The organism is Serratia sp. LSHTC3 (assembly GCF_057197125.1).
Window position 1 is genome coordinate 320,479 of sequence record NZ_JBXUNP010000003.1, and the last position, 13,573, is coordinate 334,051.

The following is a 13,573-nucleotide window of genomic DNA, read 5'->3' on the forward strand; positions in this document are numbered from 1 at the left end:
GGGCGCCGGATGCGGCGCCCGCTCGAGAGGGGATTACAGGCCGAACTGGCGCGCCAGTTCGTCGAGCGCTTCGCGCTGGAAGCGATTGAAGGCGTCGCGCGGCTGCTGTTGCTGGATGAACTCTAGCAGTGGATCCTGCACTTCCGTGCGCACGCCGCTCAGCTGCTCCATCACCGCCAGCCCGCAGAACGGCACGTAGGATTCGGCGTAGCCGCCTTCATGCACCATCACCAGCTTGCCGCCGCACAGCCGGTCGGCGGCGTCTTGCACCAGCGCGGTCATGGCGCGGAAGCTGTCGCTGTGCAGCTGCATGCGCGCCAGCGGATCGAGCGCGTTGGCATCGTAGCCGCAGGCGACGATGATCAGCTCCGGCTCGAATTTTTCCAGCGACGGGATAATGATGCGCCGCATCGCGTGCAGGTAGCCGTCGTCGCCGGCGCCGGCCAGCATCGGCACGTTGACATTGCAGCCTGCCCCGGCGCCTTCGCCGCGATCCTGTTCGCCGGAATAGCCCGCCGGGAAGCAGCCGTCCTGATGCAGCGACAGCGTCAGCACGTCGCCGCGCTGCCAATAGATATGCTGGGTGCCGTTGCCGTGGTGCACGTCCCAGTCGAGCACCGCCACCTTGCCCAGGCCGTAGCGGGCCTTGGCGCGCTCGATGGCGATGGGAATATTGGCCAGGAAGCAGAAGCCCATCGATTGATCCGGCAGGCAGTGGTGGCCCGGCGGGCGCGACAGCGCATAGGCGTTATCCAGCTCGCCCTGCAGCACCGCCTCCACCGCCGCGCAGGCCAGTCCGGCGGAGAGTTTGGCGATTTCATAGCTGCCCGGCCCCAGCGGCGCCTCCTCCCCCAGCAGGCCGCCGCCGCTGTCGCTCACCTGTTTGAAGCGCTGCAGGTAGTGGGCGGGATGGATGCGCAGCAGGTCTTCTTCCGTCGCCGGTTCGGCGCTCAGCAGGGTGAGTTGGCGCGACAGGCCGGACACGTCCATCAGATTCTTCATGCGCCGCTTGGTTTCCGGCGATTCGGCGTGGCCGGCGCCCGAAGGCGGTTGCACCCAGCCGCCGACCGGCAGGGTGGTGGCGTGCAGGCCGGTGCTGTGCCAGAAACAGCGTTCATCAAACAAGAAACCGGTTGTTTTTTTCACCTTTCTCCTCCTGTTATACGGCGCGGTGCGCGCGGTGAAGCCAGCGAAATCAACAGCAGCGACAGCAGCGCGCAGCCCAGCGCGCCGAACAGCAAGGCGTTGAAACCGCCGGAATATTCGATTAAAGAGCCGGCCAGCGTCGGGCCGATGGCCATGCCGCCGCCGATCACCAGGTTGATGCCGTTCATCAGCTTGCCGTCGTTATCCAGCCCGGCGACCCGCGCCAGAATGAATGGCAGCACGAAGGTCCAGGTGAATTTGAACAGCAGGGCCGCCAGGGCGAAGCGCAGCAGCAGGGGTTGGCCTGTCAGCAGCGCCACGCTGGCCAGCAGCAGGGCGTACCCCAGTACGATCAGGCGCCCGCCGCTGAAGCGCGCGCCGATCAGCGCCGCGGCGCCGGCGCCGACGATGCCGAGCAAGGTGGCGACGGCCAGCACCTGGCCGCTGTGGGCCGGCGACAGCCCGGCGCCGGCGGCGATGCCGCCGATAAAGGTCCAGACCGCGCTCAGGCTGATGTAAAAGGTCAGCACCGCCAGCACGGCGCACAGCTTGCGCGCCAGCGAGGCGGCGGGGCCGCTGCGGGCGGCGCGGGCGGCGGTAAAACCGTTGGGGAACGCCGGGATGAGCGGCAGGCAGCACAGCATGATGGCCGCCAAAATCAGGTAGACCGCCATCAGACCGAAGTGCGCGAACAGCGGCGGCAGCACCAGCAGCCCGACCGCGCCCAGCACCAGCTGGCCGAGCACCCAGAAGGCATACACCCGGCTGGGGTTGGCGGTGCCGGCGGCGCAGGTGATGCACAGGATCATCAGGGTGCCGCCCGCCAGCGAGGCGATAAAGCGCAGCGGCAGCAGCAGGGTGAAATCCTGCACCAGCGCCGAAGCCAGGTTGCCGGCGATAAACACCAGCGCCGACAGCGTAGCGACCCGCCGCCAGTTGATGCGCCCGATCCACCACCACGCCGGCAGCGTGGCCAGGCTCATGGCGCCGAGTTCGGTGGAGAACAGGTGGCCGATCTGCGCCGGGCCGAGTTGCCACTGAGTCGCGAGCTGGGCGGCCACGGCGGGGGCGGTCATCAGAATGCCCGGCGCAATGGCGGCGAAGACGATAATGGCGGTCAGCAGCCGCGGCGGGCAGGGGAGCGCCGCGCCGACGGCGGGCGCGGAAACCGAATCACTGGACATAAACCTTTTCCCCAAGCGTTGAGTGACGATGAAATATCCCGCCCGGCCCGATTGCGGGCAGGGGGAGGCCGCGCCATAAATGGCGAATATGTTCTGGCGTTATTTTCCGGCCGCCGGCAGCGGCGGCCGTTATCGGGCGTTAACCGTGAGCGAGAAAACCGCCGGCGACCAGTTCGGTGCGGTTCACCACGTCGGTTTTGGCGAAAATATTGCGCATATGGGTTTTCACCGTAGACAGCGAAATGCCCAGCTTCAGGGCGATGCGCTTATTGCTGGCGCCTTCGCGCACCATGTTGACGATCTCTTGCTCTTTGGCGGTCAGAAGCTGCGCCTCGCTGTCGGGCAGCAGATCGCGCGTCGCCAGCTCGATCAGCGGCAGTACCGCGCGCAGGCGGCCGCGCTCCACTTCGGTAAACGGCGTATCGCGGATCAGCGACACACCGGCAACGATGCGCTTACGCTGGCGAATAAAAATCTCCGTCATGTCGCGCATGTCGTTCGGCAGCATAAAGTCGTGGTAATAGCGGCGGTTGCCGGCGATCGCCGCCGGGCTCATGCCGACCATGGTGATGTCTTGCCGATGGAAATTGGCCGGCTGCAGCGGGTCAATTTGCTGGAAGTGGTTCAGGTACTGCTGATGCGTTTTATCGGGCATGCCGTGCAGGATGTAGTGATCCGGCCGCAGGTCGCGATCGACCAGATAAAACACCCCGGCAGACACCGGGATCAGGTGCGTAATGGTCGCCAAACAGCTGTTGATAAAGGCATCGGATGCGGTGCTGTGCATGATTCGTGTTCCTCCCTTTATCGTTCAATCTGGAGAAGGTTGGCGGTCAATATATGAACGATACAAGCATAGTTGTAGCAATTTGGCAACACAATAAAAACATATTAACAACGTGAGGCTGATTGCAATAAAATACATAAATAACAAGATGACACTGCGTTAATCAGGGCTTTTTCGTTCGGATTTATCGCGATTTTCATTAATAGGTTAATGAAATAATTCACCGCTTTTCCCGCTGAATTTACAGCGCTTTTCAATGCTTGCCTGGGTCAAGCTTTCGCCGCCCTGCGCGTGCTACAGCCGCCGCTGTCGTTGCCGTCCCTCGTTCTTAAGAACGATAGCCAGGCTTTTCCGCCGCTTTCTACACTGCGAATTGAAGATAGCGCCAGGCGGCGCCAAACGTATAAGACGAAAAAATGATGACCTTTCTCGGGCTGAGGCGTCGGGTTGTTCAGTCCGCATGACCATACAGGGGACGGACGATGCAGAAAAAAACGTTGGCGGTGGCGTTGAGCGGCGCCTTATCGGGCCTGGCTCAGGGGGCGGACGCCGATCGCCCCAATGTGCTGATCATTCTGGTGGACGACATGGGCTACTCCGACATCAGCCCGTTCGGCGGCGAGATACCGACGCCCAACCTGCAGGCGCTGGCCGAACGGGGCGTGCGCATGAGTCAGTACTACACCTCGCCGATGTCGGCGCCGGCGCGTTCGATGTTGATGACCGGCAACACCAATCAGCAGGCCGGCATGGGCGGCATGTGGTGGTATGAGAGCACCGCCGCGCAGCCGGGGTATGAAATGCGCCTGACCGACCGCGTGACCACGCTGCCGGAGCGTTTTCGCGACGCGGGTTACGCCACCATGATGGCGGGCAAATGGCACCTGGGCTATGTCGACGGCGCCAAACCGACCGATCGCGGCTTTGAGCGCGCCTTCGCCTTTATGGGCGGCGGCACCAGCCATTTCGACGACGCGAAACCGCTGGGTACCGTGGAGGCGTTCCACACGTTTTACACCCTGAACGGCAAACGTGTGTCGTTGCCCAAAGATTTCTATTCCAGCAAGGCCTATGCCGATCAGCTGGAACAGTGGATCCGTGAGACGCCGCAGAATAAGCCCGTCTTCGCCTATCTGGCGTTTACCGCGCCGCACGATCCGCTGCAGGCGCCGGATGACTGGATCGCCAAATTCGACGGCAAATACGACGCCGGTTACCAGCAGGCCTATCAGCGGCGCATTCAGCGCCTGAAGGCGCTGGGGTTGATTTCCGATCGCACGCCGATGCCGACGCTGGCGCTGGATAAGGCCTGGAACGCGCTGACGCCGGAACAGCAAAAATATGAAGCCAAGACCATGCAGGTGTACGCGGCGATGATCGCTTATATGGACGATCAGGTCGGCGCGGTGCTGAATACCCTCAAGCAGACCGGCCGCGACCAAAATACGGTGATCGTGTTCGCCACCGACAACGGCGCCAACCCGGCCAGCGGCTTCTACTACGGCTCGAAGCCGGAGTATTGGCGGCAGTTCGACAACAGCTACGCCAACCTCGGCCGCAAGGGATCGTTCATCTCTTACGGGCCGCACTGGGCCAACGTCAGCAACGCGCCGTACGCCAACTACCACAAAACCACCAGCGCGCAGGGCGGTATCAACACCGATTTCATCATCTCCGCGCCGGGGTTGAAGGGCCGCGGCGGTATCGATCGCACGCCGATGGCGGTGTATGACATCGCGCCGACGCTGTACGACTATGCCGGCATCGACGCCCACAAACCGCTGAAGGCCAAACCGACGCTGCCGATGGTCGGCGTCAGCTTCAAGCGCTATTTCAGCGGCGAGGCCGACGGCGTGCCGCGCGCGACCTACGGCGTGGAGCTGCATAACCAGGCCGCCTACGTGGACGGCGTCTGGAAGCTGCGGCGGTTGGTGAAGGCCGGGCCGACGGCGCAGATGGCGCCGTGGGGGCTGTTCAACCTGCATGACGATCCGCTGGAGACGCGCGATCTGGCCGCCGCCGACCCGGAGCGGGTCAAACGGCTGAGCGAGGCGTATCGCCGCTTTGCGCAGCAGGGCATGGTTATTGAAGCCAAAGGTGCAGCGATCGACTATCTCGGCGTCGACGCCAACACCGGCGACTACATTGGCCTGGATCCGCAGACCCACAAACCGTTGCCGCAGGCGGCGCCATGAACCTGGCCCAGCTGCGCACGCAGCAGATCCCGGTAGAGAGCGAACCGCGCGCGGCGGCGCCTTTTCACCTGCTGGTGAAACCGATCGGTGCTGGCTGCAACCTGGGCTGCCGCTACTGCTACTACCCGCAGCGCCAGCAAGCGCAGACGCGCAAGATGGACGACGACCTGCTGGCGGAGTTTATCCGCGGCTACATCGCCGCCCAGCCGCGCTACAGCCGCGAGATCAACTTCGTCTGGCAGGGTGGAGAGCCGCTGTTGGCGGGGATCGGTTTTTACAAGCGGGCGCTGGCGTTGCAACGCCGCTTTGCGCCGCCGGGCGTGCGGATCAGCAACAGCCTGCAGACCAACGGCACCCTGCTGAACGATGCCTGGTGCCGGCTGTTCCGGCAGCATCAATTCATCATCGGCGTCAGCCTGGACGGCGATCGCGAGGTGCAGGACGCCCATCGGCCGGACAAGCGCGGCGGCGCCAGCTATGACGCCGCGCTGCGCGGCATCGCGCTGCTGCAGCGCCATCAGATCGACTTCAACCTGCTGATGGTGGTGCACGACGGCGTCGCGGACCGCGCCGAGGCGATCTACGATCATGCGGTGGCGATCGGCGCGCGCTATCTGCAGTTTCAGCCGCTGATGCTGGAAGGGGATGCGCCCACCGCCGGCTATGGGCTGAGTGCCGCCAACTGGGGGCGCTTCATGCTGGCGGTATACCGCCGCTGGCGCAGCCGCGGGCACGTCGGCCAGGTCTTCGTGATGAACATTGAGCAGGTCTACGCGCAGTATTTCACCCACGTCAGCCCCAGCTGCGTGCACGCCGAACGCTGCGGCGGCAATCTGGTGATGGAGCCGGACGGTCGCCTCTACGCCTGCGATCATCTGATCAACGCGCAGCACCTGCTCGGCCATGCCGATCGGCAGACGCCGCTCGCCACCCTGGCGGCAAGGGCGGCGGAGATGCCGTTCGGCAAGAACAAAAGCCTGCGCCGCGAGTGCCAACGCTGCAGCGTGAAAAGTGTCTGCCAGGGCGGCTGCCCGGCGCATGTGGGTGAAGATCGCTACAACCGGTTGTGCGCCGGCTATTACGCCTTCTTTTCCGCGCTGCTGGCGCCGCTGCGCGCCTACCCGCGCAGCCCGCAGGGAGCGATGCAGTGGCGCGCCGCCGTGAGCGCGGCCGCAGGTTGAAAGCGTCTCGTCCTTAAGGACGATAGTCAGCATTTTCCTTTCCTCTCTATAGTGAGATGACCGCCGCTGGCGGTGAAAAACCTGCAAGCACCTGCATGCATCAGGCCAAAACTATAAGAGGAAATAACCATGAACCTGTCGTCGCGGTTGCACGCCCACCTGGCTCGAGGCAAGGTCGGCTTTCCCACCACCCTGGCCAGTTCGGTCGGGGTGATCATGGCCAGCCCGGTGATCCTGACGGTCACCAGCGGCTTCGGCATCGGCGGCGACACCTTCGCGCTGGCGATGCTGATCGCCTTCATCATGATGCAGGCGCAGCTCACCACTTTCTCCGAAGCGGCGGCGCTGCTGCCGACTTCCGGTTCGGTTTACGACTACATCTCCTGCGGCATGGGGCGCTTTTTCGCCATCACCGGCGCGCTGTCGGCCTACCTGATCGTGCACATCTTCGCCGGCACCGCCGAGACCATTCTCTCCGGCATCATGGCGCTGGTGAACTTCGAGCACCTCAACACCCTGATGGAAAGCCACAACGCCTCCTGGATGGTCGGCGTCGGGCTGGTCGTCGTGTTCGGCCTGCTCAATGCGTTCGGCATCGAGGCCTTCGGCAAGGCGGAGATCGTGCTGACCTTCGCCATGTGGAGCACGCTGGTGATTTTCGGCATCGTCGGGCTGCTGTCGCCGCATGCGGTGCCGCTCGAGGGCTGGTTCGGCAGCACGCTCGATCTGAACGATCCCTTCGCGGTGTTCAGCCTGATCGGCATGGCGATGTTCATGTTCGTCGGCTGTGAGCTGGTGACGCCGATGGCGCCGGAGATCAAACGCTGCGATCGGGTGATCCCGCGGGCGATGGCGCTCGGGCTGTGCGGCGTGGCGGTGTGCATGGCGCTGTACGGCGCGGCGCTCAGCCACCAGGTGGAAAACGTGGTGATCGACGCCGCCAGCGGCACGCGTCTGCTGGAAACGCCGATGGCCATCCCGGCGTTCGCCGGCCAGGTGATGGGCCAGTTCGGCAAATACTGGCTGGGCGTCGGCCTGCTGCTGGCGGGCGCAGCGACCATCAACACGCTGATGGCGGCGGTGCCGCGCATTCTGTACGGCATGGCGCTGGATGGCGCGCTGCCGCGCATGTTCGCCTATCTGCACCCGCGCTTTAAGACGCCGGTGGTCGGCATTCTGGTGGCGGTCTTGATCCCCTGCGTACATGCCTTCGCCATTCAGGGCAACCTCGACAGGATCATTCCGCTGGTGCTGGCGGCGGTGTGCGCCTGGGGCGTGGCCTACCTGCTGGTGACCTGCTCGGTGGTGCTGCTGCGCCTGCGCCGCCCCGATCTGCCGCGCGCCTATAAATCGCCGTGGTTCCCGCTGCCGCAGATCGTCTCCAGCGTCGGCATCGTGCTGGCCATCGTCTACATCACGCCGCCGGGGATGAACCCGCGCGACGTCTACATTCCCTTCGGCTGGATGATCGGCCTGACCGCCGCCTATGCGCTGTTCTGGACGCTGTGCGTGCAGAAAGTGAATCCGTTCAAGCCGGTGCCGGTCGAGCAGGTGCTGGAGAACGCGTTCGCCAAGGGTGAAAACGAGGAGGCGCAGTTTGATCGGCTTACTTCCCTCACTTAATCGCGCCTGGCGGCGAGCGCCATCGGGCTATCGGCCGGGCGCCGCGCTGGATCGTCTGGCGCGCAACCTGGAACCCTACGCGTGCGAACGCCTGGCGCCGGGCCTGCTGCGGCTGACGCTGCCGCAGGGGCCGCAGATCGAGGTCAGCGAACAGGTGCAGGGGCTGTTTATGGCGCATATCGTCAGCCACCGTTTTCGGTTACAGGGCGCGTGCGCGGCGCAGCCCCCGCTGACGCTGGACGTGGTGACCGGCGGTTGGCTGCGGCGGTGCGGGGTGCGCTATCTGCTGCGCCAGCGCCATGCGGCCGCGCAGCGGGTGCTGGAAGGCCTGCTGCGCTACCCGCAGATCGGCGAGACGCTGGCGCAGCTGGATTTTCGCCGCGTGCGGCTGACGGTGAACGACGGGCGCTGGCAGGTGGATATCGAGCATTTCGCCGCGTCGGAGGTGGTCAGCCGTTTGCCGGCCGGCCGCCGCTATCTGCGGCTGGACGCCGAACAGCGGCGGCTGCTGTTGAGCAGCCTGCTGATGATCGGCCAACTGATGGAGAAGCTGAATCATGAATAGAGTGGTTGTGATTACCGGCGGTGGCACCGGCGTCGGCGCCGCCTGCGCCCGTCTGCTGGCGGCGCAGGGCGATCGGGTGTTCATCATCGGCCGCCGCCCGGAACCGCTGGCGGCGCTGGCGCATGAGATCGGCGCGCAGGCGCTGGTGGGTGACGCCGCCAGCGGCGAGAGCTGGGCCCACACGTTGCTGCCGGCCATTCTGCGCGACGCCGGGCGCATCGACTGCCTGATTGGCAGCGCCGGTGGCATGGGCTTCAAGCGTATTACCGAGATGACCGACGCGCAGTGGCAAGGGGCGATGGACAGCAACCTCAACAGCGCTTTCGCCAGCGCGCGCGCCTGCCTGCCGGAACTGATCAAGAGCGGCGGCAACCTGCTGTTCGTCGCCTCGATCGCCTCGCTGGCCGCCGGGCCGGAGGTCTGCGGTTATGTCACCGCCAAGCACGCGCTGATCGGGTTGATGCGCTCCATCGCCCGTGACTATGGCCCGCTGGGCGTGCGCGCCAACGCGGTGTGCCCCGGCTGGGTGACCACGCCGATGGCGGACGAAGAGATGCAGCTGCTGATGGACGCCCATCAGATCTCGCTGGAGCAGGCCTACCAGATGGTCTGCCGTGACGTGCCGCTGCGCCGGCCGGCCAGCGCCGAGGAGATCGCCCGCGTCTGCCGTTTCCTCTGTTCCAGCGAGGCTTCAATCATTACCGGCGCGGCGCTGGTGGCCGACGGCGGCTCCACCATCGTCGATGTGCCGACATTGGCTTTCACTTCCCTGTAAGGAGCATTTCCATGAGTTCAGAAGCGGTATTCATTCAGGTTGGCGCGCTGGCGGAAGGCTTTGCGCCGCACAGCAATACGCTGGAACGCCAGCACGGCCTGGCGGGCACCACGCTGACGCTGCGTTTCAGCGACGGCGCGACGCAGCGCTGTCGGTTTACCGACGAGCAGACGCTGGAGTGGGGAGAGCGGCGCGGCGTCGCCTATCGCGCCACCAGCATTCGCCCCGGCGTGCTGTTCATCGATTTTCTCGATCCCGCCCGCGCCAACGCCAGCATTACGCTGGTATGCGACCGCAATCAGGGCAACTTTACCGCGGTATACGGCCAGCTGCCGGACGAAGCGCAGGCGCGGCTCGACGCCTTCAGCCGGGTGGAACAGGGGCTGCCGCTGACCGCGGTCGAGGCCGAATTCCGCTTCGGCACGCTGGATGACGCCGACGTGGCGCCGCCGGGTTTTACCGATGAGCTGATCGGCATGCGCAACATGTACACCTACAGCCCGACCGAACGTTACGAGCACATCTACCTGAACGACAACTTCTATGCCTGGCAGTGTCTGGACGGGGTGGAGAAAGGGCTGGCGGACGTCGACCGCTGCCACTACGTGAAGGTGGCGGAGCAGCTTTATCTGTTTGTCTGGCGCGAGAAGATCATTCCGACGCTGGGCGTGGTGATGATCGATCTGCAGGGCATGCGCACCGACGGCAAGATCCTCGGTTATCAGGGCAGCGATTTCAGCGCGCTGAGCAACTTTGCGGTGGGCGCCCACGCGCAGGTGCTCAACACCACGCGCCACCCGCGAGGATAGGCCGATGAGCGCAACCTATGCGGCCGACGCCTTCGCCGGGCAGGCGGTGCTGGTGACCGGCGGCGCGCAGGGCATCGGGCTGGCGATCGTCAGCGCCTTTGCCCGGCTGGGCGCCGAGGTGACGATCGCGGACGTGCAGCTGCCGCAGGCGCAGGCGGCGGCGCAAATGCTGCGGGACGAAGGGCTGAGCGTGCAGGCGCTGGCCTGCGATCTGGCCGAGCCGGGGCAGATCGCCGAGCTGGTGGCGGCGGTGGGCGAGCGGCATCAACGGCTGGACGTGGTGATCCACAACGCAGCTTACTTTCCGCTGACGCCGTTCGCCGCCATCGACGCGGCCCTGCTGCAACGCACGCTGAGCGTTAATCTGATGGCGCCGTTCTTTCTGGCGCAGGCGGCGCTGCCGTGGATGCGCCGCGCCGGCGGCGGCAGCCTGCTGGTGACCTCGTCGGTGACCGGCCCGCGGGTGGCGTATCCGGGGCTGGCGCATTACGCCGCCTCCAAGGCCGGGGTAAACGGCTTTATTCGCGCGGCGGCGCTGGAGCTGGCGGCGGAGAACATTCGCGTCAACGGCGTGGAGCCGGGGATGATCCGCACGCCGGCGATGGCCAACCTGGGCGACGCGCAGGTGAATCAGGCGATCGCCGCCGCGGTGCCGCTCGGGCGGCTGGGGGAACCGGAAGACATCGCCGCGGCGATGGTGTTTCTCGCCTCGCCGGCGGCGGCCTACATCACCGGCCAGACGCTGGTGGTGGACGGCGGCGCGCTGTTGCCGGAAACGAATGCTCACCGCTGATTTTGATCTCATCAGCGGGAGTTTTACCGCATGCCCGATTGATTGATTGATAGACAGTTGTTTGCTCAAGCTGGAGGTTTGGGCAGAAGCGCTTACCGGCTCCGCGGGACGTTTCCTTAACCAAGTGCCCCATTAAGATGCAACCGGTTATTGATGTATATAGCCGGTTGCGTATGAAGCAGATGTCAGCCTTTACTCTTCTCGGCACAGGTAGGTTGGATACTTCCTGTCCTGAATCAACCACACCGACGGAGCCACCTCAGAAATAGTCAGATAGTAACGAGTTCCACGCCGGGCAAAATCGCCCCACACGTTGTCTGGCGTATTATCGTTATGTCGCCGTAGCGTCTTCGTGTAGGTCAGCTCGATGATTCCCGCATCATTGCGCGGCCTCCAGGTAAAATTCACATCGCGATCCACCATCGTCGCCAGCTCTCGGGTAGAGGCTGCCCCTTTGTAGGTGGTGATTCCGGTTCCGTCGCGATGAAAGTAAAACTGGGTCATCACATTCACTTTTACCTCACTGACTTTGCCTGCATTTCGGGTAAAAATAAACTTAGTGGTACATGCAAGCATATCTTGCTTCTCAGTCCTGGTATGGGAAAGGAAAGTTGCCAGTAATCCCACCGTCACAACGCCACTGACGATTAACAGAGCTTTAATCCTCACTTTTCAACCCCACTTTTATAACGAATTGTTTTACATAGGCCCTTTTTACTTTTTGGGCAGGAGCCAATAAAAATCTCATCTGCAGAGGTGAGAGGGAAGCGGGCGCTAAAATAATAGATGTCATACTTGTCGCGCTGGCAGTCCAGGTTATTCTCACTAAGCAGGGAAGGAAGCTTGGATAAAATAATCGGTTTTTCAGGGGTGCTTATCCACCAGACAGTACACTGCTCAAAATTTTCATTCGGTAGCCTCATGATTCGCGGAATATTCATCGCATACTCTGAAAGTAAGTAGCTCCCTCCGATTAACGTTGATACGGCTAATGCCGCAATACAGTAAGGCCGGTGTGTTGATAAACGTAATCTCTCTTTCCATGTTTTTTTTGTTTTCGTTTTCGGTGGAGGAACTGGCTCGATAGCGACATTTTTATCGAGATGCTTCTGTGCTACGACATCCGCATCAAAATAAAAACCCTTGCCTGGTACTGTCACTATTGGCGATGTGTGAACGCCCAACGACTGGAAGGCTTTTCGAATCTCGCTGACAGCTTTGTTGAGGTTGTTACCGGATGGCGTATAGCCAAAATCTTGCCACACCCGGGTAATCAGCATGTCTCTGCTGAGCTCTTTTTCTCTATTTCTAATGAACTCCAATAATAATCGAACAGCAGGCGCTGATAACTTTACCGCTGATTCAGGCTGGCCTGCCAGGCTGAGTTTTTGTGTGTTTGGGTCAAATACTAACGAATTGCTTAACATAAAGAACATATAAAAACCTCTTTTTGGGTTTGTGATTTTTATTTATACCTTATCCGGCAGGGTGGGTTCTCTATCGCCCCTTTTTGGGTTGTTTTTTAATCAGATCGATAGTTTAACTAAATCATCATAATCAGTGTTTTTCTTTAACTATTTCGTATAAATAGTCAGTAAATAGAGAAAAAAACTGTGTTTTCCAAATTTCGCGATACAAGTGGTGATGGTCATCCTGCTTAGTATAAGATTTTTCTCAAGGTGTGAGGACATGAAAAGTGTGTCTGAATGAGAAGAAGAACATTACGCATCATTATGATGAGCACAAGAAGGTGAGATTTGAAAGATAATAAAACGCTACCCGGGATAAGTAGGGTTTTGGCCCTTTTACTATTATTCTCCTTATTTAGCAACGTTGCTCTGGCTAATATGAGTGTTTATCCGATGGAGCTGGGTGTCGATGCTTCAGGGACCGCGATCATTAAAGTGGCATCCAAAAGTGATGATATTCAGTTCGTTCGGGTGACGCAAAAGAGAATTCTTAACCCAGGTACGCCGCATGAAAAAGAGGTGGAAATCGCTTCATGGAAAAAGGACGGTCTGATAGTAACACCTGCCAAATTTGCGCTTGCTGCTGGCTCAATGCGCGTTGTGCGCCTGGTATCCCTATCACCTCCGACAACGGAAAGTACATGGCGGGTTTATTTTGAAGGGGTGAAACAGCCTGATGTTTTATTGTCCGGAGAAAATAAAACCCGCTCAGCAGAAGCGAAGCTAGGGGTGAATGTTATCTGGGGGGCTTTGGTGCATATTGCTCCAGAGCGGCCTAAGGTTTCGCTGGAAATTAATCCTGCACTCGGAGAAGTTATAAATACAGGAAACGTACGAGTTCCGCTAAAAGAAATTGGTTTTTGCCGTGCCAATGCATCGTGCAAATGGATTAAAGAAGACGCTACTGTGTATCCGGGGACGCAAAGAAAATTAAAGTCCCTGAGTGCAAATAGTGGTGCAACCTACAAGTTTCGCTACTTTAACTGGCTGAGTAAAACCAGTGAAGAGGCTGAATTACCCGTCGCAAAATAACGTGACAACCGTAA

At 61.4% G+C, this 13,573-nt stretch carries 13 protein-coding genes; 8 read left to right on the forward strand and 5 right to left on the reverse strand.

Annotated features, from left to right (window positions below):
* Nucleotides 1–33: 33 nt before the first annotated feature.
* From AC2CGI_RS14360 to AC2CGI_RS14370, 3 genes are all read right to left on the reverse strand, one after another.
* Nucleotides 34–1,146, reverse strand: coding sequence for a class II histone deacetylase (locus tag AC2CGI_RS14360; RefSeq protein WP_076740916.1), 1,113 nt, complete (start codon nucleotides 1,144–1,146; stop codon nucleotides 34–36).
* A complete protein-coding gene (locus AC2CGI_RS14365) occupies nucleotides 1,143–2,330 on the reverse strand; it encodes an MFS transporter (RefSeq protein WP_015376520.1) in 1,188 nt (395 codons plus the stop codon). Before AC2CGI_RS14365 ends, AC2CGI_RS14360 begins: the two co-directional genes overlap by 4 nt.
* Nucleotides 2,331–2,469: 139 nt before the next feature.
* Nucleotides 2,470–3,117 (reverse strand): helix-turn-helix transcriptional regulator, encoded by a 648-nt coding sequence (locus AC2CGI_RS14370; RefSeq protein ID WP_004933198.1) that lies wholly within the window; start codon nucleotides 3,115–3,117, stop codon nucleotides 2,470–2,472.
* A gap of 482 nt (nucleotides 3,118–3,599) precedes the next feature.
* Between AC2CGI_RS14370 and AC2CGI_RS14375 the strand changes: the two genes are divergently transcribed.
* From AC2CGI_RS14375 to AC2CGI_RS14405, 7 genes are all read left to right on the forward strand, one after another.
* Nucleotides 3,600–5,312 carry an arylsulfatase gene (locus AC2CGI_RS14375; RefSeq protein WP_021505407.1) on the forward strand — a complete coding sequence of 571 codons (1,713 nt, stop codon included), beginning with the start codon at nucleotides 3,600–3,602 and terminating at the stop codon, nucleotides 5,310–5,312.
* Nucleotides 5,309–6,493, forward strand: a complete 1,185-nt coding sequence (locus AC2CGI_RS14380; RefSeq protein WP_015376522.1) for an anaerobic sulfatase maturase — start codon at nucleotides 5,309–5,311, stop codon at nucleotides 6,491–6,493. The genes AC2CGI_RS14375 and AC2CGI_RS14380 overlap by 4 nt, the downstream gene beginning before the upstream one ends.
* Before the next feature lie 129 nt (nucleotides 6,494–6,622).
* A complete protein-coding gene (locus tag AC2CGI_RS14385) occupies nucleotides 6,623–8,116 on the forward strand; it encodes an APC family permease (RefSeq protein WP_004933191.1) in 1,494 nt (497 codons plus the stop codon).
* Nucleotides 8,091–8,681 (forward strand): DUF3156 family protein, encoded by a 591-nt coding sequence (locus AC2CGI_RS14390; protein WP_076740917.1) that lies wholly within the window; start codon nucleotides 8,091–8,093, stop codon nucleotides 8,679–8,681. Before AC2CGI_RS14385 ends, AC2CGI_RS14390 begins: the two co-directional genes overlap by 26 nt.
* Complete coding sequence (locus AC2CGI_RS14395; protein ID WP_015376525.1) at nucleotides 8,674–9,456, forward strand: SDR family NAD(P)-dependent oxidoreductase; 783 nt, start codon at nucleotides 8,674–8,676, stop codon at nucleotides 9,454–9,456. Before AC2CGI_RS14390 ends, AC2CGI_RS14395 begins: the two co-directional genes overlap by 8 nt.
* Before the next feature lie 11 nt (nucleotides 9,457–9,467).
* Nucleotides 9,468–10,265, forward strand: coding sequence for a molybdenum cofactor biosynthesis F family protein (locus AC2CGI_RS14400; protein ID WP_004933186.1), 798 nt, complete (start codon nucleotides 9,468–9,470; stop codon nucleotides 10,263–10,265).
* 4 nt (nucleotides 10,266–10,269) lie between these two features.
* Nucleotides 10,270–11,058, forward strand: a complete 789-nt coding sequence (locus AC2CGI_RS14405; RefSeq protein ID WP_015376526.1) for an SDR family oxidoreductase — start codon at nucleotides 10,270–10,272, stop codon at nucleotides 11,056–11,058.
* 192 nt (nucleotides 11,059–11,250) lie between these two features.
* Here AC2CGI_RS14405 and AC2CGI_RS14410 read toward each other — a convergent pair whose 3' ends face one another.
* Together AC2CGI_RS14410 and AC2CGI_RS14415 are read right to left on the reverse strand one after the other, a co-directional pair.
* Nucleotides 11,251–11,634 (reverse strand): hypothetical protein, encoded by a 384-nt coding sequence (locus tag AC2CGI_RS14410; protein ID WP_226883039.1) that lies wholly within the window; start codon nucleotides 11,632–11,634, stop codon nucleotides 11,251–11,253.
* Between the two features lie 89 nt (nucleotides 11,635–11,723).
* Complete coding sequence (locus AC2CGI_RS14415) at nucleotides 11,724–12,494, reverse strand: winged helix-turn-helix domain-containing protein (protein ID WP_015376528.1); 771 nt, start codon at nucleotides 12,492–12,494, stop codon at nucleotides 11,724–11,726.
* A gap of 321 nt (nucleotides 12,495–12,815) precedes the next feature.
* Between AC2CGI_RS14415 and AC2CGI_RS14420 the strand changes: the two genes are divergently transcribed.
* A complete protein-coding gene (locus tag AC2CGI_RS14420) occupies nucleotides 12,816–13,559 on the forward strand; it encodes a fimbrial protein (protein WP_226883040.1) in 744 nt (247 codons plus the stop codon).
* Nucleotides 13,560–13,573: the final 14 nt, after the last annotated feature.

Coding starts and splice junctions, on each gene's coding strand:
- AC2CGI_RS14395 (WP_015376525.1), top strand. CDS start 8,674: ATGAATAGAGTGGTTGTGATTACCGGCGGTGGCACCGGCGTCGGCGCC.
- AC2CGI_RS14375 (WP_021505407.1), top strand. CDS start 3,600: ATGCAGAAAAAAACGTTGGCGGTGGCGTTGAGCGGCGCCTTATCGGGC.
- AC2CGI_RS14400 (WP_004933186.1), top strand. CDS start 9,468: ATGAGTTCAGAAGCGGTATTCATTCAGGTTGGCGCGCTGGCGGAAGGC.
- AC2CGI_RS14380 (WP_015376522.1), top strand. CDS start 5,309: ATGAACCTGGCCCAGCTGCGCACGCAGCAGATCCCGGTAGAGAGCGAA.
- AC2CGI_RS14370 (WP_004933198.1), bottom strand. CDS start 3,117: ATGCACAGCACCGCATCCGATGCCTTTATCAACAGCTGTTTGGCGACC.
- AC2CGI_RS14385 (WP_004933191.1), top strand. CDS start 6,623: ATGAACCTGTCGTCGCGGTTGCACGCCCACCTGGCTCGAGGCAAGGTC.
- AC2CGI_RS14410 (WP_226883039.1), bottom strand. CDS start 11,634: ATGCTTGCATGTACCACTAAGTTTATTTTTACCCGAAATGCAGGCAAA.
- AC2CGI_RS14365 (WP_015376520.1), bottom strand. CDS start 2,330: ATGTCCAGTGATTCGGTTTCCGCGCCCGCCGTCGGCGCGGCGCTCCCC.
- AC2CGI_RS14415 (WP_015376528.1), bottom strand. CDS start 12,494: ATGTTCTTTATGTTAAGCAATTCGTTAGTATTTGACCCAAACACACAA.
- AC2CGI_RS14405 (WP_015376526.1), top strand. CDS start 10,270: ATGAGCGCAACCTATGCGGCCGACGCCTTCGCCGGGCAGGCGGTGCTG.